At 56.4% G+C, this 24,749-nt stretch carries 24 protein-coding genes; 3 read left to right on the forward strand and 21 right to left on the reverse strand.

All coding sequences use genetic code 11. From position 1 onward, the window contains the following. Genes moeB through AC3IUE_RS32385 form a run of 3 tightly spaced genes read left to right on the forward strand, consistent with a single transcriptional unit; the run spans position 1 to position 3,706 of the window. The gene (gene moeB, locus AC3IUE_RS32375; protein WP_489264809.1) at positions 1-1,128 is read left to right on the forward strand and encodes a molybdopterin-synthase adenylyltransferase MoeB; all 1,128 of its coding nucleotides are present in this window, start codon (positions 1-3) and stop codon (positions 1,126-1,128) included. Next, positions 1,103-2,479, forward strand: a complete 1,377-nt coding sequence (locus tag AC3IUE_RS32380; RefSeq protein ID WP_489264811.1) for an MFS transporter — start codon at positions 1,103-1,105, stop codon at positions 2,477-2,479. Before moeB ends, AC3IUE_RS32380 begins: the two co-directional genes overlap by 26 nt. A gap of 48 nt (positions 2,480-2,527) precedes the next feature. Continuing rightward, on the forward strand, positions 2,528-3,706 hold the full coding sequence (locus AC3IUE_RS32385) for a spermidine synthase (protein WP_489264813.1): 1,179 nt from the start codon (positions 2,528-2,530) through the stop codon (positions 3,704-3,706). A 201-nt stretch (positions 3,707-3,907) separates the two neighbouring features. Here AC3IUE_RS32385 and glmS read toward each other — a convergent pair whose 3' ends face one another. From glmS to rpmH, 21 genes are all read right to left on the reverse strand, one after another. Continuing rightward, complete coding sequence (gene glmS / locus AC3IUE_RS32390) at positions 3,908-5,740, reverse strand: glutamine--fructose-6-phosphate transaminase (isomerizing) (protein ID WP_489264815.1); 1,833 nt, start codon at positions 5,738-5,740, stop codon at positions 3,908-3,910. A 1-nt stretch (position 5,741) separates the two neighbouring features. Continuing rightward, positions 5,742-6,518, reverse strand: coding sequence for a DeoR/GlpR family DNA-binding transcription regulator (locus tag AC3IUE_RS32395; protein WP_415758534.1), 777 nt, complete (start codon positions 6,516-6,518; stop codon positions 5,742-5,744). A gap of 200 nt (positions 6,519-6,718) precedes the next feature. Continuing rightward, positions 6,719-8,086, reverse strand: coding sequence for a bifunctional UDP-N-acetylglucosamine diphosphorylase/glucosamine-1-phosphate N-acetyltransferase GlmU (gene glmU, locus AC3IUE_RS32400; RefSeq protein WP_056738515.1), 1,368 nt, complete (start codon positions 8,084-8,086; stop codon positions 6,719-6,721). A 116-nt stretch (positions 8,087-8,202) separates the two neighbouring features. Then, on the reverse strand, positions 8,203-8,628 hold the full coding sequence (locus AC3IUE_RS32405) for a F0F1 ATP synthase subunit epsilon (RefSeq protein ID WP_008155716.1): 426 nt from the start codon (positions 8,626-8,628) through the stop codon (positions 8,203-8,205). Between the two features lie 45 nt (positions 8,629-8,673). Continuing rightward, a complete protein-coding gene (atpD, locus tag AC3IUE_RS32410; RefSeq protein WP_056738513.1) occupies positions 8,674-10,053 on the reverse strand; it encodes a F0F1 ATP synthase subunit beta in 1,380 nt (459 codons plus the stop codon). A gap of 27 nt (positions 10,054-10,080) precedes the next feature. Then, on the reverse strand, positions 10,081-10,941 hold the full coding sequence (atpG, locus tag AC3IUE_RS32415; RefSeq protein WP_033059680.1) for a F0F1 ATP synthase subunit gamma: 861 nt from the start codon (positions 10,939-10,941) through the stop codon (positions 10,081-10,083). Between the two features lie 50 nt (positions 10,942-10,991). Continuing rightward, a complete protein-coding gene (atpA, locus tag AC3IUE_RS32420) occupies positions 10,992-12,536 on the reverse strand; it encodes a F0F1 ATP synthase subunit alpha (protein ID WP_033059681.1) in 1,545 nt (514 codons plus the stop codon). A 21-nt stretch (positions 12,537-12,557) separates the two neighbouring features. Beyond that, positions 12,558-13,094 (reverse strand): F0F1 ATP synthase subunit delta, encoded by a 537-nt coding sequence (locus AC3IUE_RS32425; protein ID WP_033059683.1) that lies wholly within the window; start codon positions 13,092-13,094, stop codon positions 12,558-12,560. A 12-nt stretch (positions 13,095-13,106) separates the two neighbouring features. After that, positions 13,107-13,577, reverse strand: a complete 471-nt coding sequence (locus AC3IUE_RS32430; protein WP_046044927.1) for a F0F1 ATP synthase subunit B — start codon at positions 13,575-13,577, stop codon at positions 13,107-13,109. 56 nt (positions 13,578-13,633) lie between these two features. Further along, entirely contained in the window at positions 13,634-13,891 is a 258-nt protein-coding gene (gene atpE / locus AC3IUE_RS32435) for a F0F1 ATP synthase subunit C (RefSeq protein WP_002555987.1), read from the reverse strand. A 133-nt stretch (positions 13,892-14,024) separates the two neighbouring features. Further along, positions 14,025-14,894, reverse strand: a complete 870-nt coding sequence (gene atpB, locus AC3IUE_RS32440; protein WP_046044926.1) for a F0F1 ATP synthase subunit A — start codon at positions 14,892-14,894, stop codon at positions 14,025-14,027. A 16-nt stretch (positions 14,895-14,910) separates the two neighbouring features. Beyond that, the gene (locus tag AC3IUE_RS32445) at positions 14,911-15,318 is read right to left on the reverse strand and encodes a F0F1 ATP synthase subunit I (protein WP_007948092.1); all 408 of its coding nucleotides are present in this window, start codon (positions 15,316-15,318) and stop codon (positions 14,911-14,913) included. Between the two features lie 147 nt (positions 15,319-15,465). Continuing rightward, positions 15,466-16,338, reverse strand: a complete 873-nt coding sequence (locus AC3IUE_RS32450; protein ID WP_008027541.1) for a ParB/RepB/Spo0J family partition protein — start codon at positions 16,336-16,338, stop codon at positions 15,466-15,468. A 9-nt stretch (positions 16,339-16,347) separates the two neighbouring features. Further along, the gene (locus AC3IUE_RS32455) at positions 16,348-17,145 is read right to left on the reverse strand and encodes a ParA family protein (RefSeq protein ID WP_008155709.1); all 798 of its coding nucleotides are present in this window, start codon (positions 17,143-17,145) and stop codon (positions 16,348-16,350) included. 18 nt (positions 17,146-17,163) lie between these two features. Further along, complete coding sequence (rsmG, locus tag AC3IUE_RS32460; RefSeq protein ID WP_033059687.1) at positions 17,164-17,808, reverse strand: 16S rRNA (guanine(527)-N(7))-methyltransferase RsmG; 645 nt, start codon at positions 17,806-17,808, stop codon at positions 17,164-17,166. After that, positions 17,805-19,703: a tRNA uridine-5-carboxymethylaminomethyl(34) synthesis enzyme MnmG gene (gene mnmG, locus AC3IUE_RS32465; protein WP_489264822.1), complete on the reverse strand. Its 1,899-nt coding sequence runs from the start codon at positions 19,701-19,703 to the stop codon at positions 17,805-17,807. The genes rsmG and mnmG overlap by 4 nt, the downstream gene beginning before the upstream one ends. 550 nt (positions 19,704-20,253) lie before the next feature. Further along, entirely contained in the window at positions 20,254-21,624 is a 1,371-nt protein-coding gene (mnmE, locus tag AC3IUE_RS32470; RefSeq protein WP_033059689.1) for a tRNA uridine-5-carboxymethylaminomethyl(34) synthesis GTPase MnmE, read from the reverse strand. Between the two features lie 79 nt (positions 21,625-21,703). Beyond that, positions 21,704-23,389 carry a membrane protein insertase YidC gene (gene yidC, locus AC3IUE_RS32475; protein ID WP_056738508.1) on the reverse strand — a complete coding sequence of 562 codons (1,686 nt, stop codon included), beginning with the start codon at positions 23,387-23,389 and terminating at the stop codon, positions 21,704-21,706. A 2-nt stretch (positions 23,390-23,391) separates the two neighbouring features. Next, the gene (gene yidD / locus AC3IUE_RS32480) at positions 23,392-23,637 is read right to left on the reverse strand and encodes a membrane protein insertion efficiency factor YidD (protein WP_074872215.1); all 246 of its coding nucleotides are present in this window, start codon (positions 23,635-23,637) and stop codon (positions 23,392-23,394) included. Then, a complete protein-coding gene (gene rnpA, locus AC3IUE_RS32485) occupies positions 23,630-24,031 on the reverse strand; it encodes a ribonuclease P protein component (RefSeq protein ID WP_031319201.1) in 402 nt (133 codons plus the stop codon). Before rnpA ends, yidD begins: the two co-directional genes overlap by 8 nt. A gap of 16 nt (positions 24,032-24,047) precedes the next feature. After that, positions 24,048-24,182, reverse strand: coding sequence for a 50S ribosomal protein L34 (rpmH, locus tag AC3IUE_RS32490; protein ID WP_003213577.1), 135 nt, complete (start codon positions 24,180-24,182; stop codon positions 24,048-24,050). Positions 24,183-24,749 lie beyond the last annotated feature (567 nt).

Genomic DNA, 24,749 nt, shown 5'->3' on the forward strand with positions numbered 1-24,749 from the left:
ATGCAATGCAACCTGAAGACGGACACCTCCCGTTACGCCCGCCAGATAATCCTCAGCGAGATCGGTGCTGTGGGGCAGCAGCGTCTCAACGACAGCAAGGTGCTGGTGGTCGGCGCCGGGGGGCTAGGCTGCCCGGTACTCCTGTATCTGGCAGGTGCTGGCGTCGGGACGATCGGCATCATTGATAACGACATCGTCGACGTGAGCAATCTGCACCGACAAATTCTCTATTCGATTGCCGATGTAGGCGAACTGAAAGTGTTGGCAGCCAAGCGCCGCATCAACCAGTTGAACCCCGACATCGTCGTCCACACCGTTGCGACGACGCTGAACCCGGACAATGTCCTGTCGCTGCTGGCGGAATACGACATCATCGTCGACGCCACTGATAACTTCGGCGCCAAATACCTCATCAGTGACGCCTGTATCGAGTGCGAAAAACCAATGGTCTATGCCTCGATCAGTCAGTTCGAAGGGCAGGTGTCGGTATTTAATTATTACAACCGACACACCCAACAACGGGGGCCCTGCTTCAGGGATCTGTTCGAAACACCGCCTCCACCGCACTTGACACAAAACTGCTCGGAAGCGGGAGTTCTTGGCGTCATACCTGGTTTGCTCGGTTGCTTTCAAGCCAATGAAGTACTCAAGCTCATCCTCCGTGCCGGGGAGCCATTGAGCGGGCAATTGTTGTCTATCGACGGCCTGGACAACACTTTCCACCTGTTGAGCATCAACAAAAAAACACGGAGCCGGCCCCCTGCTAGAACACTTGGCGCCACGACCACACCTGCGTGGCGCGACAGCGACTGGCTGTCACCCGACACACTGCATGACTGGATAGCGACACAAGCGCCATTTCAATTGGTCGATGTGCGCGACATCAGCGAGCATCATCAAGGTTCGCTGGGCGGCGGACTGATTCCACTCAAAGACATCATCAAGCGCCAGGAAGAGCTCGATACCACCCGCCGTATCGTTTTCTATTGCAAATCCGGTGTCAGGAGCAAGGCAGCCCTACTGGCAGTTCGCAGCGTCGCCCACGAAGCGGAACTCTATAGCCTTGAGGGAGGCATCGAGCGATATCTCTCGATCTACCCTGATGAGCGTCACCCGGTCGTTTCTTGAACGCCTTTGCTTTCACAGTCGCCCTATCTGGATCAAAGGTACGTCAATGAGTGCAAATTTTTCAGGCATTACGTGGGGCTTTCCCGGCATCGACCGGCGTCTGCTGAAAGTGCAATTCAGCTTTTTGCTTATGGTTCTGGGGGGACGGTGCAATCAACTGGCGGTGGCCTGGTGGGCCTTGCAGGAAACAGGCTCTGCGCTCTACTTCGCCAACATGATTGCCTGTTCCATTGCGGCGGAGGTGTTAGCCAAACCACTGTTGGGATGGCTGGGGGACAAGTACAACAAAATCCTGATCATCAAGCTGGCCTCATGGATCAGCCTGCTGACAGCGCTGTTGATGGTGGTGCTTTCCGCCACGGGGTCGTTCAACCCCTGGACGGTGGGCGCGCTGATGATGATCAGCAGTGCGATCGTCGGAGTGCGCGACCCTCTCCAAGCGTCGATCATTCCTTTGTTCGCAGACGACGATAAAGTCTCCCTGGCCTTTCGGACCAAAAGCGTGATGTCGTCCTTTTCGATTCTGCTGGGGCCGGTACTGGCCAGTGGGTTGATTTACGGGTTCGGTATCACGTTCGCCTTTGCTGCCGATTTTTTTGCGATTCTCATCGCCGGGGCGTTGATCGCGACCATCCCGAGCCACATCGGTGCCACCGGCCAAGGCGAAAAAGCCCCGGTTGCCAGCGGCTTCAGCATGATCTATTCCGGTTTCAAAGTGGTTTACGGAGTGAAAGTCGAGTTTTACCTGGCCATCATTGCAATGCTGATCAACTTTGCCCTGTTTCCGTTCTTTACCATTCTGATTCCACTGTACGTAAAGGACGTCATCCATTACCCGGTCACTTACATCGGTCTTCTGGATTCATGCTTCGGGCTGGGCATTCTGGCGGGCAGTTACAAGATCATCGGCTGGTTATCCGACCGGGTTCCCCGTGACATGTGTGTGTCCGCAGGTTTTGCATTACTAGGGTGCAACCTGGTGGTTGTCGGCACCGTTTCATCGTCGTTCATCGTACCCGCAGCCTTTTTCTGCGGCGGCGTAGGCCTGATGTTGATCAACATCCCCACCTCCGCAGTGAGGCTGCTGGCGACGCCCAAGCTCCATCGCAACCGGATTTTTGCCACGGTTTCATTTCTGTCTGCGGCGGCCAGCCCCTTGGGCAGTTTTGCGATGAACACCCTAATCGCCTATCTGGGGGTCGCACTAACAATCACGCTGCTGGGCGCCATGGTGTTGCTGTTGTCTCTGCTGGTCTTTCTGGTACCCGATTTCAAAACTTTCATGCGTTCCCCGGATACGCAGCTCAATGATGCCTACCTGGACAAATACCCTGAAGCGTTTGCGCACTGACGCGCCTCGCCGTCCCCCCGCCTATTACAAATGGAGTTGCCTTTCACCATGCCGGACTTCAAGGATCGACCTGAGTCTGCTCGACATGAACAGATCTTCTGCGGCCAATATTATGATGACATGGGATGTACCGGTTTCCTGGGGGATCCGTCCAAGGATCGAATCTCGGTTCTGATGCTGGGGCTTTCGGACGGTGTGGCGCTGACGCCGATCGCAGCCAGCACGAGAGTGGCCAGTCTGTTGGCCGTTGATCTGGACGAGACCGCATTCTCGCGCAGCCTCGACAACCGGAACCGACTTGCAGCGAATATCGTCTTTGACAGTGTGGTCGCCGATGCCGCGCACTTCCTGGACGTCACCCCCGACCGGTACGACGTCATTATTGTCGACCTCTACACCCAGAGCGGTTATACCCCGATAGTGTTTGATCACGGGTTCCACCAACTATTGAAGAGCCGCCTCAATCCCCTCGGTCATGTGGTGTTCAACGGTTTTGGCGTCCCCATGAATCTGGACCCGTTCAACGGCCCTACGCCCCAGGCTTGGCTAGCACACTGCCTGAACGACAGCTGGGGCGACATTCATTACCTGCCACACCGACGCAATGCGACGTTCATTATCGGCCCACCTCCATCAATCACTACGCGCACCGCACCGGCCCTGGAGTCTTTATGCGCAAGTGACCGGCTCTTTATGGACATCATGAGCCTTCGCCTGCGCTACCTGACACCTACGGTTATCCGTTACGCGACGCTTGTGCCTCCGGCGCTGGATTTCGTCGGAATTGATTTGGAGGTGCAAAAACGCTGGATGGACTCGTTACCGGCCTTGTCTGCGCTGCTTCCAGCCTCGCTGAAGCTGAGCAAACCCAACGATCTTCGCGTGTTACTGGATGACCCGGACGCTTGCCAAGCGCTGCAAGAGAGATTATTGAAGGACAAGTCTTCGCTGCGTACCACGCTGGCGTTGCTGGTCGCAGGCGAAGTCAACTTCTCGGACCGCGATATGTCGTGGCTGCCCGACTGGGTCGTGTCGACATTGGAGAACAGTGTAGAAATCCACCCACGAGATTGGCTGGAAGGTTTACTTCCTTATGCCTATGGCGTCATTACCCACAGAACTCGAGGAGATACAGCCAAAGTGGAAGGTTTTCGGCGGGCGCTAGAGCGATTATCACCAAATGCTCCCATCACGCTCCCACGACAAATGAAACCTATATCAGGATAGTTCAGCTATCAGACGTCAAAATACCGAGCCGCTTGTTCAAGAGTTTCAGCGGGAAACGATGGCATGATTGGTTCCAGCCAATTGAGTGCTGTGAATAATTCAACAGCCATGAAGCCTCCAGAAGGGCGTGTCCTCAATTCAGATAAAAAAAATCGCAACCGTAGGCTGCGATTTTTAATGTTTCCATCACCTGTGGATAACTTATTCCACCGTCACCGACTTCGCCAGGTTACGCGGTTGGTCAACGTCGGTGCCCTTCAACACAGCAACGTAATACGAGAGCAACTGCAGCGGAATGGTGTAGAGGATCGGCGACAGGATGTCGTGGATGTGTGGCATTTGCACAACGTGCGTGCCTTCGCCATTGGTCATGCCAGCTTGTTCGTCCGCGAAGACGATCAGCTCGCCACCCCGGGCGCGGACTTCCTGGAGGTTGGATTTCAACTTCTCCAGCAGCTCGTTGTTCGGTGCCACGGTGACCACTGGCATGTCGTTATCCACAAGCGCCAACGGACCGTGTTTCAGCTCGCCAGCCGGATAGGCTTCAGCGTGAATGTAGGAGATTTCCTTGAGCTTGAGCGCTCCTTCCATCGCCACCGGGAATTGCGCACCACGACCGAGGAACAGGGTGTGGTTTTTCTCGGCGAACAGCTCGGCGATTTTTTCGACGGTGCCGTCCATGGCCAGGGCTTCGCCGAGGCGGGTCGGCAGGCGACGCAGCTCTTCAACCAATGTGGCTTCGACGCCTTTGGCCAACGTGCCGTGAACCTGACCCAAGGACAGAGTCAGCAGCAGCAGACCGACCAACTGAGTGGTAAAGGCTTTGGTCGAGGCCACGCCGATTTCGCGACCGGCCTGGGTCAGCAGAGTCAGATCGGATTCACGCACCAACGAGCTGATGCCGACGTTGCAAATCGCCAGGCTGGCGAGGTAACCCAACTCCTTGGCGTTGCGCAGGGCTGCCAGGGTGTCGGCGGTTTCACCGGACTGGGAGATGGTCACGAATAGCGTGTCGGCCTGCACCACTACCTTGCGGTAGCGGAACTCGCTGGCGACTTCGACCTGGCACGGGATACCGGCCAGTTCTTCGAGCCAGTAACGGGCAACCATGCCGGCGTGGTAACTGGTGCCGCACGCGACGATCTGCACGTTACGCACTTTGGCGAACAGCTCGGCAGCTTGTGGACCGAACGCTTGCACCAGCACTTGATTCTGGCTAATGCGACCTTCCAGAGTGCGCTGCACCACAGCCGGTTGCTCGTGAATTTCCTTGAGCATGAAGTGGCGGAATTTGCCCTTGTCGGCGGCTTCGGCACCATCGCGGTACTGCACCGACTCACGTTCGACGACTTGGCCGCTCACGTCCCAGATCTGCACGCTGTCGCGGCGAAGTTCGGCGATATCGCCTTCTTCCAGGTACATGAAGCGGTCAGTGACCTGGCGCAGGGCCAACTGATCGGAAGCCAGGAAGTTTTCACCCATGCCCAGACCGATGACCAACGGGCTGCCGCTGCGGGCCGCGACCAGACGATCCGGTTGCTGCGCGCTGATGACCGCCAAGCCGTAAGCACCGTGCAGTTCTTTGACAGTCGCTTTCAGGGCCACGGTCAGATCAGGTAGATCCTTGAGTTTGTGGTTCAACAGGTGAGCAATGACTTCAGTGTCGGTGTCGGAAGTGAACACATAACCCAAGGCTTTCAGTTGCTCGCGCAGGGCTTCGTGGTTCTCGATGATGCCGTTGTGCACCACCGCCAGATCACCGGAGAAATGCGGGTGAGCGTTGCGCTCGCACGGCGCACCGTGAGTGGCCCAGCGGGTGTGGGCGATACCCAGACGACCGACCAGCGGTTCTTCGGCCAGCGCCAGTTCCAATTCACTGACCTTGCCCGGACGTCGCAGACGCTCAAGCTTTTGGTCATTGGTGAAGACCGCTACACCTGCACTGTCATAGCCACGGTATTCCAGGCGCTTCAGGCCTTCGAGCAGGATGGCGGTGATGTTACGTTCTGCGACTGCGCCGACAATTCCACACATGCTATTTCTCCTGACTGACAGCCGCGAGGATCAAGTTGATTCCGCGGGCCTGTATCTGATCCCGTGCCTCAAGCGGCAGGCGATCATCGGTAATAAGGGTATGGACGCTGCTCCAGGGCAGCTCCAGGTTGGGGATCTTGCGGCCGATCTTGTCGGCCTCCACCATGACAACCACTTCCCGGGCGACTTCAGCCATGACTCGGCTCAGCCCCAGCAGTTCGTTGAAGGTGGTGGTACCGCGAACCAGGTCGATGCCGTCGGCACCGATGAACAACTGGTCGAAATCGTAAGAGCGTAGTACCTGCTCGGCCACCTGCCCCTGAAAGGACTCGGAATGCGGGTCCCAGGTGCCGCCGGTCATCAACAGCACCGGCTCATGCTCAAGTTCGCTCAAGGCATTGGCGACATGCAGGGAGTTGGTCATCACGACCAGGCCCGGCTGCTGGCCGAGTTCTGGAATCATCGCCGCCGTGGTGCTGCCGCTGTCGATGATGATCCGCGCATGCTCGCGAATCCGCGTAACGGCGGCGCGGGCGATAGCCTGTTTGTATTTGGACACCGGCTGACCAAGATCGGCCACCAGCTCTTGAGGCAGGGTAATCGCTCCGCCATAACGGCGCAGCAGCAAACCATTGGTCTCAAGCGCCGCGAGATCCTTGCGGATCGTAACTTCCGACGTTTCGAAGCGCTTGGCCAGCTCATCCACACTGACTTCGCCCTGCTCATTGAGCAAGGCGAGGATGTTGTGACGGCGTTGAGGTGTATTGCGTTTCGACATGGCTTGGCAAGTTTCGATTCGAAAGATAACGAAAGCAATAAAAACCTATTGGCGAAACTTCGTCAAGCGTAGGCCGATAAAAAGACCTGTGGATAACCAAAAAAAATCGCAGCCTGCGGCAGCTCCTACAGGGAGTTCGTGTTCACTCTGTAGGAGCTGCCGAAGGCTGCGATCTTTTGATCTTTCAATCTGTGGATAACTCAGCTCTTCTTGATTTTCTCAGGCCGCTTCCAGCCATCGATATTCTTCTGCCGCGCACGACCCACGGCCAACTGCGCGTTATCCACATTCTGCGTAATGGTCGAACCCGCCGCCGTGGTTGCACCCGAAGAGATATCCACAGGCGCAACCAACGAGTTGTTGGAACCGATGAACACATCTTCACCCAGCACGGTTTTCCACTTATTGGCGCCATCGTAGTTGCAGGTGATGGTGCCCGCGCCGATGTTGGTACGCGCGCCGATCTCGGCATCACCCAGATAGGTCAGATGACCGGCCTTGGCGCCCTCGCCGAGATGAGCGTTCTTCAGCTCAACAAAGTTACCCACATGCGCTCGTGCTTCCAGCACAGTACCTGGACGCAAACGAGCGAACGGGCCGGCATCGCTGCCTTCGCCGAGAATCGCGCCTTCGATGTGGCTGTTGGCCTTGATCACCACACCTTTGCGCAGGGTGCTGTCCTTGATCACGCAGTTCGGGCCGATCACCACGTCGTCCTCGATAACGACCTTGCCTTCGAGGATCACGTTGATGTCGATCAGCACGTCGCGGCCGACGGTGATTTCACCGCGCACATCGAAACGAGCCGGGTCACGCAGGGTCACGCCCTGGGCCATCAACCGACGACCGGCGCGCAGCTGATAGTGACGCTCAAGCTCGGAAAGCTGCTTGCGGTCGTTGGCGCCCTGCACTTCCATGGCGTCATGCGGTTGCTCGGTGGCCACCACCAGACCGTCGCTGACTGCCATCGCGATCACGTCGGTCAGGTAGTACTCACCCTGGGCGTTGTTGTTCGAAAGCCGGCTCATCCAGCCAGCCAATTGCGCGAACGGCAGTGCCAGAATGCCGGTGTTGCCTTCAGTGATCGCTCGTTCGGCTTCGTTGGCGTCTTTCTGCTCGACGATGGCTGTTACTTTGCCGTCGGCGTTGCGGACGATGCGGCCATAGCCGGTCGGGTCGTCCAGTTCTACGGTCAGCAAACCCAGTTGCTGCGGCGCTACTTGCTTGAGCAGACGCTGCAGGGTCTCGACTTCGATCAATGGCACGTCACCATAAAGAATCAGGACGGTGTCGGACTCAATGAAAGGCACCGCTTGAGCAACCGCGTGACCAGTCCCAAGCTGTTTGTCCTGCAGGACGAAATTCAGATCATCAGCCGCCAGACGCTCGCGCACTGCATCGGCGCCATGGCCGATCACTACGTGGATGCGCTGTGGATCAAGTTGCCGGGCGCTGTGGATAACATGGCCGAGCATCGAGTTGCCGGCAATCGGATGCAGAACTTTCGGCAGTGCCGAACGCATGCGAGTGCCTTGACCAGCAGCGAGGATAACGATTTCTAAAGACATGACTGGCTACCAATCCTGGGAGGTCAGCGGCTGCGACCAGGTTTTGAATATCTAAAAAGAAAAAAGGGTAGCCGAGGCTACCCTTTTTAATCAATCGCACAACAAGCGGTGGCCTATTAGTGGCCGAACTTCTTGCGGATCTGCTGGACGGTGCGCAGCTGAGCTGCAGCCTCGGCCAGACGTGCGGCAGCAGAACCGTAATCGAATTCTGCACCACGGTCATGCAAGGCCTTCTCGGCAGCCTTAACGGCTTCCTGAGCGGAGGCTTCGTCCAGGTCGGCAGCACGTTGCACAGTGTCGGCAAGTACCTTGACCATGTTCGGCTGAACCTCGAGGAAACCGCCGGAGATGTAATACACCTCCTCTTCCCCGCCCTGCTTGATCAGGCGGATCGGGCCCGGCTTGAGATTAGTGATCAGCGGCGCGTGACCCAGAGCGATACCAAGATCACCCAGTGCACCGTGCGCAACCACCATCTCGACCAGGCCGGAGAAGATTTCCCCTTCCGCACTGACGATATCGCAATGGACTGTCATAGCCATCTGATTGCCTCAACCTAAATTAGCGCCCGTTGCCGGGCGCCGGGATTACAGTTTCTTGGCTTTCTCGATCGCTTCTTCGATGCCGCCGACCATGTAGAACGCTTGTTCTGGCAGGTGGTCGTAGTCACCGTTGAGGATGCCTTTGAAGCCAGCAATGGTGTCTTTCAGGGAAACGTATTTACCCGAAGCACCGGTGAAGACTTCAGCCACGAAGAACGGCTGCGACAAGAAACGCTGGATCTTACGAGCACGGTTTACCAACTGCTTGTCGGATTCCGACAGCTCGTCCATACCCAGGATCGCAATGATGTCCTTCAGTTCTTTGTAACGTTGCAGAACATACTGTACGCCGCGAGCGGTGTCGTAGTGGTCCTGGCCGATTACGTTCGGGTCCAGCTGGCGCGAAGTCGAGTCGAGTGGATCGACCGCTGGGTAGATACCCAGGGAAGCGATGTCACGGGACAGAACGACAGTGGCGTCCAAGTGGGCGAAAGTGGTCGCTGGCGACGGGTCAGTCAAGTCATCCGCAGGTACGTATACCGCTTGGATCGAGGTGATCGAACCGTTTTTGGTCGAAGTGATACGCTCTTGCAGAGTACCCATCTCTTCGGCCAGGGTCGGCTGGTAACCTACTGCGGAAGGCATACGGCCCAGCAGTGCGGATACTTCAGTACCGGCCAGGGTGTAACGATAGATGTTGTCGACGAACAGCAGAACGTCGTTACCTTCGTCACGGAACTTCTCGGCCATGGTCAGGCCGGTCAGTGCTACGCGCAGACGGTTACCCGGCGGCTCGTTCATCTGACCGTAAACCAGTGCCACTTTGTCCAGAACGTTGGAATCCTTCATCTCGTGGTAGAAGTCGTTACCCTCACGAGTACGCTCACCCACACCGGCGAACACGGAATAACCGCTGTGCTCGATGGCGATGTTACGGATCAGTTCCATCATGTTTACGGTTTTGCCTACACCGGCACCACCGAACAGACCGACTTTACCACCCTTGGCGAACGGGCAAACCAGGTCGATAACCTTGATGCCGGTTTCCAGCAGGTCGTTGCCGCCAGCTTGTTCAGCGAAGGTTGGCGCAGGACGGTGAATGCCCCAGCGCTCTTCGGTGTCAATCGGGCCAGCTTCGTCGATCGGGTTGCCCAGAACGTCCATGATCCGGCCCAGGGTCGCTTTACCGACCGGTACGGAGATGGCTGCGCCAGAGTCCTTGACTTCCAGACCGCGCTTCAAGCCTTCGGTGGAACCCATCGCAATGGTACGAACCACGCCGTCGCCCAGCTGTTGCTGAACTTCCAGAGTGGTCCCTGCCGCGCTTTGTACCAACAGCGCGTTATAGATGCTCGGTACGCTGTCGCGTGGAAATTCCACGTCGATAACGGCGCCGATGATTTGAACGATACGTCCGCTACTCATAGCTGGATCCTCTGAATATTTGAACCGTTAAACCGCGGCAGCGCCGCCGACGATTTCCGAGATCTCTTGGGTGATCGCAGCCTGACGCGCCTTGTTGTAGACCAGCTGCAAATCGCTGATCAAATCACCGGCGTTGTCGGTAGCGTTCTTCATCGCGATCATCCGCGCAGCTTGTTCAGCCGCGTTGTTCTCGACCACCGCCTGGTAGACCTGCGACTCGACGTAACGGACCATCAAGCCGTCAAGCAGCTCTTTGGCATCCGGTTCGTAGAGATAGTCCCAGTGGTGCTTGAGCGATTGATCCGGGGTTGCCTCCAGTGGAATCAACTGCTCCACAGTAGGCTGTTGCGTCATGGTGTTGATGAACTTGTTGGACACCACGGACAGGCGATCAATACGGCCGTCCAGGTAGGCATCCAGCATCACCTTGACGCTGCCAATCAGATCATTGATCGACGGCTCTTCACCCAGGTGGCTGATAGCTGCAACGACGTTGCCGCCGAAGTTGCGGAAGAAAGCCGCACCCTTGCTACCAACAACACACAGATCGATCTCGACGCCGTTTTCGCGGTTTACCGCCATGTCCTTGACCAGGGCCTTGAACAGGTTGGTGTTCAAGCCACCACACAGACCACGGTCACTGCTCACTACGACATAACCGACGCGCTTGATTTCACGCTCGATCATGAAGGGGTGGCGATATTCCGGGTTGGCGTTGGCCAAATGACCAATAACCTGGCGGATGCGCTCCGCGTAAGGACGGCTAGCAGCCATGCGCATTTGTGCCTTGCGCATTTTACTGACCGCCACTTTTTCCATGGCGCTGGTAATCTTTTGCGTGCTTTTGATGCTCGCAATCTTACTGCGAATCTCTTTTGCGCCTGCCATGTAACACCTATCAGGTTAGCAAGCGGGAGCCTTGCGGCTCCCGCTGCGGCTTACCAGGTTTGGGTGGCCTTGAACTTCTCGATACCGGCTTTCATGCCAGCGTCGATTTCGTCATTGAAGTCACCCTTCACGTTGATCTTCGCCATCAATTCGGCGTGATCGCGGTTGAAGAAAGCAATCAGCGCTTGTTCGAAGCTGCCGATCTTGGCGATTTCAACGTCAGTCAGGAACCCACGCTCAGCGGCATACAGCGACAGCGCCATGTCAGCGATCGACATTGGTGCGTATTGCTTCTGCTTCATCAGCTCGGTAACGCGCTGACCATGCTCAAGTTGCTTACGGGTCGCTTCGTCCAGGTCAGAAGCGAACTGGGCGAATGCCGCCAGTTCACGGTACTGAGCCAGAGCGGTACGGATACCACCGGAGAGCTTCTTGATGATCTTGGTCTGAGCGGCACCACCCACACGGGATACCGAAACACCGGCGTTCACAGCAGGACGGATCCCGGAGTTGAACATGGCCGATTCCAGGAAGATCTGACCGTCGGTGATGGAAATCACGTTGGTCGGAACGAACGCGGAAACGTCGCCAGCCTGGGTTTCGATGATCGGCAGTGCGGTCAGGGAACCGGTTTTGCCGGTCACTGCGCCGTTGGTGAACTTCTCTACGTATTCTTCCGAAACGCGGGATGCGCGCTCCAGCAGACGGGAGTGGAGATAGAACACGTCGCCTGGGTAAGCTTCACGGCCTGGTGGACGGCGCAGCAGCAGGGAAATCTGGCGGTAAGCCACTGCTTGCTTGGACAGATCGTCATAAACGATCAGCGCGTCTTCACCGCGGTCGCGGAAGAATTCACCCATGGTGCAACCGGAGTACGGTGCCAGGAATTGCAGTGCTGCAGATTCCGAAGCGCTCGCGGCAACGACGATGGTGTTAGCCAGTGCGCCGTTTTCTTCCAGCTTGCGAACCACGTTAGCGATGGTCGATTGTTTCTGACCGATCGCTACGTAGACGCAGAAAATACCGCTGTTTTTCTGGTTGATGATCGCGTCGATCGCCAGAGCGGTTTTACCGATCTGACGGTCACCGATGATCAGCTCACGCTGGCCACGGCCGACAGGAATCATGGCATCGACAGCCTTGTAGCCAGTCTGTACAGGCTGGTCTACCGACTTACGCCAGATCACGCCTGGAGCAACTTTCTCGACCGCATCGGTCTCGGTGTTGTTCAGCGGACCTTTGCCGTCAACTGGGTTACCCAGTGCGTCGACTACGCGACCCAGCAGTTCCTTACCAACCGGAACTTCGAGGATGCGGCCAGTGCACTTGGCGCTCATGCCTTCAGCCAGAGACTGGTAAGAGCCCAATACAACGGCACCTACAGAGTCTTGCTCCAGGTTGAGAGCCATACCGAAGACGCCGCCCGGAAACTCGATCATCTCGCCGTACATTACGTCGGCCAGACCGTGAATCCGCACGATACCGTCAGATACGCTGACGACAGTGCCTTCGTTACGGGCTTGGGAGGTCACATCGAGCTTGTCGATGCGGCCCTTGATAATTTCACTTATTTCGGAAGGATTGAGTTGCTGCATTGCTCTGCTGCCCCTTCAAACTCAAGATTTCAATGCTTCGGCAAGGTTCGCGAGTTTGCCGCGAATCGAGCCATCGATTACCAGGTCGCCGGCGCGGATGATGACACCACCAATGAGGGTGGCATCCTCCGCAGCGTGCAGTCGCACTTCCCGGCCGAGCCGTGCACTGAGAACCTTGGCGAGTTTGTCTTGCTGTTCTTGGTTCAATGCAAAAGCACTGGTTACGTCCACGTCTACCGATTTCTCTTGTTCGGCCTTGTACAGGTCAAACAGAGCGGCGATCTCCGGCAAAAGCGGGAGACGGTCGTTTTCGGCAACGACGTGAATGAAATTCTGTGCCTTGGCATCGAACTTGTCGCCACACACGTCAATAAACGTGGTGGCCTTGTTTGCGCTCGTCAGTCGCGGGGCCTTGAGCACGCGCTGCATAGTGTCGTCTTGCGACACTGCTGCAGCCAGGCCGAGCATGGCTGACCAAGAGGCCAGTTGCTGGTGGGCCTGGGCGTGCTCGAAGGCTGCCTTAGCGTAAGGTCGGGCCAACGTGGTCAATTCTGCCATGATCGCCCTCGCTTAAATTTCAGCAGCCAGTTTGTTTACCAGCTCCGCGTGCGCGTTTTGATCGATTGTGGCACCCAGGATCTTCTCGGCGCCGCCAACGGCCAGAGCACCCAATTGGGCACGCAGCGCGTCTTTGACACTGTTCAGTTCCTGCTCGATCTCGGCCTGAGCCTGAACCTTCACACGGTCAGCGTCGATACGGGCTTTTTCAACAGCCTCATCGACGATCTGGTTACCGCGTTTCTTGGCTTGCTCAATGATTTCAGCTGCCTGAGCTTTTGCTTCGCGCAGTTGATGACCCGCTTTCTCTTGGGCCAACTCCAGGTCGCGAGCTGCTCGGCTGGCAGCATCCAGTCCATCCGCGATCTTCTTCTGACGTTCGTGCAAAGCCGCGATGACCGGAGGCCACACGAACTTCATGCAAAACAGTACAAAAATGAAGAACGCAACGGACTGGCCAATCAGGGTTGCATTAATGTTCACGCCAACACCTCGCTCGTTCGTTGCACATCACACCAATTACTCGAAGGTTCGAGTAATTAGCCAGCGAGTTGACCAACGAATGGGTTCGCGAAGGTGAAGAACAGAGCGATACCAACACCGATCATGGTTACGGCGTCGAGCAGACCGGCAACGATGAACATTTTGACTTGCAGCATTGGAACCATCTCTGGCTGACGCGCTGCGCCTTCCAGGAACTTGCCGCCCAACAGGCCGAAACCAATTGCGGTACCCAGTGCGCCCAGGCCGATCAACAGTGCAACAGCGATAGCGGTTAGACCAACTACAGTTTCCATCTTTCCTCCCGACTTTTACGTCGTATGGTTTAGGTTTTTTAGATTTTAAAGCGGTAAAACAAATCGTTTCATAGCCCTGTTCGGGCACCCACTCGTTTGACCGAGTGGGACATCAGACTAGTCGAGACTGGTCTTAATGGTTCTCTTCGTGCGCCATCGACAAGTAAACGATGGTCAGCATCATGAAGATAAACGCCTGCAGGGTGATGATCAGGATGTGGAACACAGCCCACGCCCACTGCAGAACAATGCCCAGGCCGCTAAGCCAGAGCAGACCGCTGCCGAACATCACAGCAATCAGAATGAAGACCAGTTCGCCGGCGTACATGTTGCCGAACAGACGCAGTGCCAGGGAGATTGGCTTGGCAACCAGTGTCACGAACTCCAGCAGGAAGTTCACCGGGATCAGCAGGGCTTGAACGAAGATGTTCTTGCTGCCGAAAGGGTGCAGGGTCAGTTCGCCGATGAAGCCGCCGATACCCTTGACCTTGATGCTGTAGAAAATGATCAACGCGAACACCGACAGGGACATACCCAGGGTCGCGTTCGGGTCAGTGGTTGGAACAGCACGGAAGACCAGATGCGGGTCGCCGGTAATGAAGGCAGCCACTTTCGGAATCCAGTCGACCGGAACCAGGTCGACGGCGTTCATCAGGAACACCCAGACAAAAATCGTCAGCGCCAATGGTGCGATCAATGGATTACGGCCGTGAAAGGTATCTTTCACGCTGCTGTCGACGAACTCGATCAGAACCTCGACGAAGTTCTGCAAGCCGCCAGGCTGACCGGAAGTCGCCTTCTTTGCCGCCATGCGGAAAAGAAGAACGAAAATCAGACCCAACGCGACCGACCAGCCGAGAGTATCGACGTGGAAAGCCCAGAAGCCCATTTCTTTGGCTTCTGCTGCGGTGTGGGCAAAACCCCACCCGCCAGTTGGGTGCTGACCGAAGGTCAGGTTCTGCAAGTGGTGCTGGATATAGCCCGAAGCGGTTGTCTCTGCCATGGTTGCCTCAAACGCCCTAAGGTCTCGAAAGTCTTGTTCTCATCAGCAGGGGCGCGAACCAGCTGACCAGTTGGGTCAACACGAAGACGCCGAATACAGCTAGCGGCGCCAATGGCTTCACACCTGCAAACGTCAATGCAAAGAGCACTGCCGTCAAAATTAGTTTGCCCGCCTCGCCGGCATAAAAAGACCGGACGATGGCTTGAGCTGCTCGGGCGCCGGAAAACCGAAATGCCCTGTGAGCGAAATAAACATTGGGTAGCAAGGCTATCAGGCCTCCGCAGAGTCCTGAGTACCCGGCTACGACTCCATGCCAGTACCAGAGCGCCAAAGCGGCCAGTACCAAAACGACAAATTGAGCCAGTAAGACCGGAAAAACTGCCAGGCGATGGAACGGCAAGCGGTTTGGCGTGCGGCTTTCCATCGTTTTGCTCCCCAATGATCGGCTGCCAGAATTCAATAACTTGGCATAATTTGTGCCGACAAAATGCGCGCAGAGTATAGGGGCGGTTCTGCCCCTATTCAACTGTCAGGTAGTGATTTCCGACTGCACGCTACATGAGGAAATGTTTCAGCGAATGTGTGCAAGTACACCTTGAAGCTCATCGAGGGAGTTGTAACCGATCACCAACTGCCCCTTCCCCTTTTTCCCGTGGCGAATCTGCACCGCAGAGCCTAGGCGCTCAGCCAGACGCTGTTCGAGTCGAGCGATATCCGGGTCCGGCTTTACCGGTTCAGCAGGTTCCTGTTTGCCACTCAACCACTGGCGAACCAGTGCTTCAGTCTGGCGTACAGTCAGCCCCCGTGCGACAACGTGTCGCGCCCCTTCAACCTGTTGATTTTCCGGTAAACCGAGCAAAGCACGGGCATGACCCATTTCCAGGTCGCCGTGGGACAGCATGGTTTTGATGACTTCCGGCAACGCGATCAAGCGTAGCAGGTTGGCCACGGTCACGCGGGACTTGCCCACCGCTTCGGCCACTTGTTGCTGCGTCAGCTGGAATTCCTGCTGCAAACGCTGCAACGCAACCGCTTCTTCGATCGGGTTGAGGTCTTCGCGCTGGATGTTCTCGATCAGCGCCATGGCGATTGCGGTTTCATCCGGTACATCGCGAACCATCGCCGGGATGGTTTCCTGGCCAGCCTGCTGGCTGGCGCGCCAGCGGCGTTCACCGGCGATGATTTCGAAGCGGCCGCTGCCAATCGGACGAACCACGATCGGCTGCATCACGCCCTGAGCCTTGATCGACTGCGCCAGCTCTTCCAGCGCCTGAGGGTCCATGTCCCGACGCGGCTGGTACTTGCCGCGCTGAATCAGGTCCAGGGGCAGGTGCTGCAGCTCACGCTGATCAGCCTGCACCGCTTGTTCTTCCAGCGAGCTGACAGTCGGACCACTCAGCAGTGCATCCAGTCCACGTCCGAGACCTCGTTTCTTGACGGCCATGGGGATTCCTTAAGTTGCCTGAGCAGCGGCAGTGCGTGAGTTTTTGCGTTGACGACGAACCATCTCGCCCGCCAATGCCAGATAGGCAATGGCGCCCCGCGATGATTTGTCATACGCCAGCGCCGGCATGCCGTAGCTTGGCGCTTCGGCCAGGCGGATGTTGCGCGGAATCACCGTGTCGTAGAGCTGCTCGCCGAAGTGTTCCTTGAGCTGCGCCGAAACATCGTTCATCAGGCTCAGGCGCGGGTCATACATGGTCCGCAACAGGCCTTCGACTTTCAGGTTCGGGTTCAGCAACTCAGCGATGCGCTTGATGTTATCCACAAGGTCGCTCAAACCTTCGAGCGCGAAGTACTCGCACTGCATGGGGATAATCACCCCATCAGCAGCGACCAAAGCGTTCAGCGTGAGCATCGACAACGACGGCGGACAGTCGATCAAAATGTAATCGTAGTTTTCACGGATCGGCGCCAGCGCGCTGCGCAGGCGGCTTTCCTTCATCTGCATTTCCAGCAGAACCACTTCGGCCGCGGTCAGGTCGCGGTTGGCCGGCAGCAGTTGGTAACCACCGTGCTCGGAATAGTGCATGGCCTGGGCCAGATCGCATTCGCCGATCAGCAGGTCATAGACCGAGTTTTCCAGGCCGTGTTTATCCACACCGCTACCCATGGTGGCGTTGCCCTGTGGATCGAGATCGATCAACAGCACCCGGCGCTTGGTAGCGACCAGGGAAGCTGCGAGGTTGATGCAGGTGGTGGTCTTGCCCACACCACCCTTTTGGTTCGCTATCGCGAATACCTTAGCCATTCTTGCTTGTGTTCCCAATCATGCCGTGCGGCGCAGTATCAGCAGATGGCGTTGGCCTTGGCAACCGGGTACGGCCAGGGCGTGTTCGCTATCGAGGTGGAAGTCTGCCGGCAATGCTACCAGCTCATCGGCGGGATGAACGCCCTTCATTGCCAGCCAACGTGTTTCGGTGTCGCCGAGGTGGCGAGTCCAGTTGCTGAAGTTCTCCATGCTGCTGAACGCCCGGGAGATGATCCCGTTGAATGGCTGATCAGGCTGAAAAGCTTCGACGCGACTGTGGATAACTTGCAGGTTATCCAGTTTGAGTTCGAGTTTGACCTGGGTCAGGAAGCGGGTTTTCTTGCCGTTGCTGTCCAGGCAGGTCACTTGGGACTCTGGAAACAGGATGGCCAACGGAATACCCGGCATGCCACCACCGCTGCCAACGTCCAGCCAGCGACCGTTTTCGACGAACGACATCACGCTCAAACTATCGAGCAAGTGACGGGAAACCATTTCATCCGGATCGCGTACGGCAGTCAGGTTGTAAGCCTTGTTCCATTTTATCAACAGGGCCAGATAACCCAGCAGCTGGGCATGCTGGGTTTCTGTCAGCGTGACACCGAGCTGGCGAGCACCTGTGGATAACTCTTCTGCGTGTTGCGAGGTGACCAACGAACTCAAGCGCTTTGCTCCAACTGACGGCCCGCGCCGCGTTTTTTCAAATGAATCATCAACAGCGAAATCGCTGCCGGCGTCACACCCGGGATACGCGACGCCTGGCCCAAAGTCTCTGGACGGGTCGCACCGAGCTTGCTCTGGATCTCTTTGGAGAGACCGGAAATGTTCGTGTAATCGATATCCACAGGCAGTTTTGTGTCTTCGCTGGCCCGCAGCCGTGCGATTTCATCCTGCTGGCGATCGATGTAACCGGCGTATTTGGTCTTGATTTCGACCTGCTCGGCGACTTGTGGATCTTCTGCGCCGCCACCAGTCACTGCGATCAGACCAGCGTAGTCGATTTCCGGACGGCTCAGCAGGTTGAGCAAGTTGTATTCGTGGGTCAGCGGCGTGCCGAACTTTTCGGAAATAGCATCGCCTTGCTCGGTGCCCGGGCGAACCCAGGTACTTTTCAGGCGTTGCTCTTCCAGCGTGATGCTTTCGCGTTTGGTGCAGAACGCTGCCCAACGCGCGTCATCCACCAGACCCAGTTCGCGACCTTTTTCGGTCAAGCGCAGGTCGGCGTTGTCTTCGCGCAGGATCAGGCGGTATTCGGCGCGGGACGTGAACATCCGATACGGTTCCTGGGTACCCAGGGTAATCAGGTCGTCGACCAACACCCCGATGTACGCCTCGTCGCGACGCGGGCACCAGGCATCTTTGCCTTGAGCACGCAGTGCGGCGTTGGCCCCGGCCAGCAAACCCTGGGCGCCGGCTTCTTCGTAACCGGTGGTGCCATTGATTTGCCCGGCGAAGAACAGACCGCCGATGACTTTGGTTTCCAGGTTGTACTTCAGGTCACGCGGGTCGAAGTAGTCGTATTCGATGGCGTAACCCGGACGAACGATGTGCGCGTTTTCCATGCCGCGGATCGATTGCACGATCTGCAGTTGCACGTCGAACGGCAGGGATGTGGATATCCCGTTGGGGTACAGCTCGTTGGTCGTCAGGCCTTCCGGTTCGATGAAGACCTGATGGCTTTCCTTGTCGGCAAAGCGATGGATCTTGTCTTCGATCGACGGGCAGTAACGCGGGCCGATACCTTCGATCACACCGGCATCGGAATACATCGGCGAACGATCAAGGTTGGCGGCAATGATTTCGTGGGTACGGGCGTTGGTGTGGGTAATCCAGCAGCTGACCTGTTTCGGATGCTGCTCTTTGGAACCCATGAACGACATCACCGGGATCGGTGTATCGCCGGCTTGCTCGGTCATCACCGAGAAATCCACAGAACGGCCGTCGATACGCGGTGGCGTACCGGTTTTCAGGCGACCGACACGCAGTGGCAATTCACGCAGACGGTGAGCCAGGGCAATCGACGGCGGATCACCGGCACGGCCACCGGAAAAGTTCTGCATTCCGATGTGGATAAGTCCACCGAGGAAGGTGCCAGTGGTCAACACCACGGAATCCGCTAAGAAACGCAGGCCCATTTGGGTGACAACACCGCGCACTTGTTCCTGCTCGACGATCAGGTCGTCGGCAGCCTGTTGAAATATCCACAGGTTCGGCTGGTTTTCCAGTATTTCGCGGACAGCGGCCTTGTACAGAACCCGATCAGCCTGAGCGCGGGTTGCACGCACGGCCGGGCCTTTGCGGCTGTTCAATACGCGAAATTGGATACCGCCTTTATCGGTAGCAATGGCCATCGCGCCGCCGAGAGCATCGATTTCCTTGACCAGATGGCTTTTGCCGATCCCACCGATAGCGGGGTTGCAACTCATGGCACCGAGGGTTTCCACGTTATGCGTCAGCAACAGGGTTTTTGCACCCATACGTGCTGAGGCCAGTGCTGCCTCGGTACCGGCATGACCGCCGCCGATGACGATCACTTCAAAACGGGAAGGGAAATCCACCACGCACCTCGTGCCTGCTTCAGTTAGGTAATCCGGAATAGGTTGATCTCAGGTTTTTGGACCTGGTCGGCAAGTATAGGGACTTCGCCCTTCCTAAAGAACCCTTTGCACAAAATTTAACCAGCTGTGGAGAAGTCGTGGTTATAGAAATTAAAAAGAGAGAAATTTATTAAATCTTTGTTTTTATGTTTATTTCTACTGAGGCACATTTCTGTGGATAGATCTCTACAGGCCTTTATATTCAATATGTACAGAGATTCAAAACCCTGTGGTCATGTGCCAAGGAGGCCCTTGGATAACCGGTTTAAGCCTGTGGATGAAAGGGGTGCTTATCCACAGGGGCGGTTATCTTCAGTTTTGAGGCCCTGTTATCAACTGCCCTTAGTGGCAGTTATTCACAGGGCTTAATCCACAGAAAACTGCTGAATAAGCAAATCCAGGGCACGGGAATTCCGCTCAAGCAGAAAGAATCTGCTCAGCACTGGAAGAGAATTCAGGAAAAGGAGAGAACAGACAGGCACGAATGGCCTGTCTGTGGACAACGGGAGGACTATTTACCGATACAGAAACTGGAAAAGATCCGTCCCAGCAAGTCATCGGAGCTGAATGCACCGGTGATTTCACCCAAAGCGTGTTGGGCTTGTCGCAAATCCTCGGCCAACAGTTCACCGGCACCCGCCAGGGTCAGCTGTGCACGGCCGTGCTCAAGGGAAGCACTGGCGTGACGCAACGCTTCAAGGTGACGCCTGCGAGCACTGAAGCTGCTTTCCGAGGTCTGTTCGTAGCCCATGCAGGCCTTGAGATGGTCACGCAGCAATTCCAGCCCTTCACCTGCAGACTTGGCGCTCAGGCTGATGGTGACGTGGCCATCCTCGCTGACTTCCAGGGCAATGGCTTCGCCCGTGAGGTCAGCCTTGTTTCGGATCAGCGTGACTTTCGCCGGATCGGGACGGATTTCCAGAAATTCAGGCCATAACGCGAACGGATCAAGTGCCTCAGGAGCGGTAGCATCGACCACCAAAAGCACCCGGTCAGCCTCGCCGATGGCTTTCAGCGCCCGTTCGACACCGATTTTTTCTACCTGGTCGTCGGTATCTCGCAGACCAGCGGTGTCGACCACGTGCAGCGGCATACCATCGATGTGGATATGTTCACGAAGAATGTCCCGGGTGGTGCCGGCAATCTCGGTGACGATCGCGGCTTCACGACCGGCCAGTGCATTCAACAGACTGGATTTACCGGCATTTGGCCGGCCGGCGATCACCACGGTCATCCCGTCACGCAGCAAGGCACCCTGCCCGGCTTCCCGTAGTACGGTGGATAACTCGTCACGCACTTTGTCGAGCATGCTCAGTACATGACCATCGGCGAGGAAGTCGATTTCTTCTTCAGGGAAGTCGATCGCCGCTTCGACATAGATGCGCAGGCCAATCAGTTGCTCGGTGAGGTTATGCACACGCTCGGAAAATGCGCCCTGCAAGGAACGCAGGGCATTTCGTGCAGCCTGTGCAGAACTCGCCTCGATCAAGTCGGCAATCGCCTCGGCCTGAGCCAGGTCGAGTTTGTCATTGAGGAACGCGCGCTCGCTGAATTCACCCGGCCGGGCCAACCGACAGCCCAGTTCCAGGCAACGCTTGAGCAGCATATCCAGAACTATCGGACCGCCGTGGCCCTGGAGCTCCAGCACATCTTCGCCGGTGAACGAGTTAGGGCCCGGAAAATACAGGGCGATGCCTTGATCCAGCACCTCATCGTTTTCACTGAGGAACGGGCCGTAGTGGGCAAACCTTGGCTTGAGTTCACGACCGCTGAAGGCCTTGGCCGCAACACTCGCCAGCGGTCCGGAAATACGGACGATGCCCACACCGCCGCGACCTTGAGCGGTAGCGACGGCGGCGATGGTTTCACGAGGAACGCTCATAAACCGTTATCCAGACAAAAGTGACAGATAGCAAAACGCCCCACTAGGGGGCGTTTTGAGTGGTTATTCACAGTGTAAATCAGGCAGCTGCTTTGGTAGCTGCTTCGATCTTACGAGTGATGTACCACTGTTGGGCGATCGACAGGCAGTTGTTCACTACCCAGTACAGCACCAGACCAGCCGGGAACCACAGGAAGAAGAAGGTGAAGATGATTGGCATCAGCTTCATCACCTTGGCCTGCATCGGATCCGGAGGAGTCGGGTTCAGCTGCTGCTGGATGAACATGGTTGCACCCATGATGATCGGCAGAATGAAGAACGGATCCTTGATCGACAGGTCAGTAATCCACAGCATGAACGGCGCTTGGCGCATTTCAACGCTTTCCAGCAGAACCCAGTACAACGAAAGGAAAACCGGCATCTGCACGAGGATTGGCAAGCAACCACCCAGCGGATTGATCTTCTCTTTCTTGTACAGCTCCATCATGGATTGCGACATTTTCTGCCGGTCGTCGCCATGTTGCTCTTTCAGCGCGGCCAGTTTCGGTGCCACTGCACGCATGCGCGCCATGGATTTGTAGCTGGCAGCCGACAGCGGGAAGAAGATCCCTTTGATCAGCATGGTCAGGAAGATGATCGACCAGCCCCAGTTACCGACCAGCGCGTGGATGTGTTGCAGCAGCCAGAAGATTGGCTGGGCAATGAACCACAGAATGCCGTAGTCGACGGTCAGTTCCAGACCTGGGGACAACTCTTTCAGCACAGCCTGGCTTTTCGGACCGGCGTATAGAACAGCGCTGGTCTCGGCTTTTGCACCTGGCGCGACAGTCATTGCCGGTGCGGTGTAGCCGATGATGTAGTTGCCTTTGCTGTCTTTACGGGTCTGGACGAGGTTGTTCTCGCCTTTCGCCGGAATCCACGCGGTCACGAAGTAGTGCTGCAACCATGCAACCCAACCACCGTTAACGGTTTCTTTCAGCTGAGCCTTGTCCATGTCCTTCATGGACACTTTCTTGTACGGCTCGTTACTTGTCCACAGGGCGGCGCCCAGGTAAGTCGCGGTGCCGGTGGCAGTGCTGGAAGAAGGATCGGAGCTGGCGTCACGCTTCAATTGCGCGAACATTGCACCGGACCAGGGTTTGGCACTCTGGTTATCGATCAGGTAGGAAACGGTTACGTCATACAGGCCACGTTTCAGGGTGAAACGCTTGATGTAGTTGACGCCGTCCTTGCTGAACTTCAGGTCTGCGACCAATTGGTCTTGACCGTCAGCCAGTTGGTAAACCTTCTTCTCCGAGGAGTAAACCGGACGACCGGCAGGACTTCCGTCCGGACCGTCGGTGCCGATCAAACCGCTTTGAGCCAGATAAGTCCGCTCGTTGCCGTTATCGAACAACTGGAATGGAATTTCCGGATGGTCCTGGCGACGTGGATACAGCGGCAGCGTCAACTGCGCAACATCACCACCTTGTGGATCGATTGCCAGGTTGAGCACATCCGTTTTGATCTGGATGAGGTCTTTGCTTGCAGCTACTGGTGTTTCAGCAGGTGCAGTTGCACTGGTATCGCTTGCGGCGCGTGGAATGTCGTCACTGACAGAAGCATTATTGCCAGTCGCCGTATCCGGTAGGCCCGGTGCGGTAGTACTGGAAGCAACATTCTGAGTCGGCAGGGCAGCCTGGCCATAGTCCTGGTTCCATTTAAGAACCATAACGTAGGACACGATTGCCAGGGCGACGATCAGGATCGTGCGTTTGATATCCATGATTACTCGGCCATCGAAGAAGAACGGGAGGTAGGGATAGATGGAACCGGGTCATAACCACCGGGATTCCACGGATGACAGCGACCTAAACGACGAAAGGCCAGCCAGCCACCGCGCAGAAGGCCATGATTTTCTATGGCTTCATACGCGTAGCAGGAACAACTGGGGTAGAAACGACAGTGACTGGCCATCAGAGGACTAATGGCATAGCGATAAAACTGGATCGGAACGAGTGCCAGTTTACGCATCGGGACTGTCTACCCCTACAGTTTCGGTTTTGACTGCTGGTACCGGCGTGCTACGTGCCAGACGCTTCCAGAGTTTGCCGAAATGCTGAATCAATTCGGGGTTTTCTACGTCACCCAAACCTTTGCGCGCGACGATAACGATGTCCCAGCCGGCCAGTGAGTCCTGGTTCAGACGGAACGATTCACGCATCAGACGTTTGAGGCGATTGCGCTCGACGGAGAGCTTTACGCTCTTTTTCCCGATAACCAGCCCGAGACGGGGGTGATCGAGATCGTTGTTGCGCGCAAGGAGCAGGAGGTTTTTCCCCGGAACCTTGCCGGTAGGGGAGTCAAAGACTGCCTTGAAATGCCGGGGAGTAAGCAGACGCTTTTCCCGACTGAAGTCCTGACTCACCTCCAGTGCCGGCTTATCAAACTGCCAGACGCGCACGACCTTTGGCGCGACGACGCGACAGAACGGCACGACCGTTTTTGGTAGCCATGCGAGCACGGAAACCGTGGGTACGAGCGCGTTTGATAGTGCTTGGTTGGAAAGTACGTTTCATTGTCGTGTTACCTGGTTCGTCCACAACGGGCCGGAATGGCCCCCGTTTTAAGAGACCGGGGATTCTAGAGAAAGCAAGCCTCTAGGTCAATTTCCAACCAGCGTTTCCTTATAAATAGATCTCCAGACGTTTTTCCTGCCGAGCTCCCTGGCTAGATATAGAAATTAAGAAGGAAAGTATTTAAAGCTTTTCTGTAAAGCTTATAAAAGCTAGGGGCACGATCATCTGTGGATAACTGCCATCAGCCCTTTAAAGTCGTGATGTACAGAGAATGACAACTACGGTGGAAAACGGTGGTAACCCTGTGCTGCGCTGTCGGATAAGCTGTGTGTGAAAGAGGTACTTATCCACAGCGTGGTTATCCACCGAGTTTCCTCCCCACTTGTACAACGACCTTAGACCCGGTTATCCACAGAGCTTACGCACAGACCGCTGGTCGTATTTTTTTCGTATAAATCACTGATTCTTCATGGGAGGTGCACAACCTTCGTGTGGATAAGTCGGGGCTTGGTCGGCTACAATGGCGGCTTGTTTTTGCCTCACCGGCTTTCAACTTAGGGGATATCC

The organism is Pseudomonas sp. GL_093, assembly GCF_057837605.1.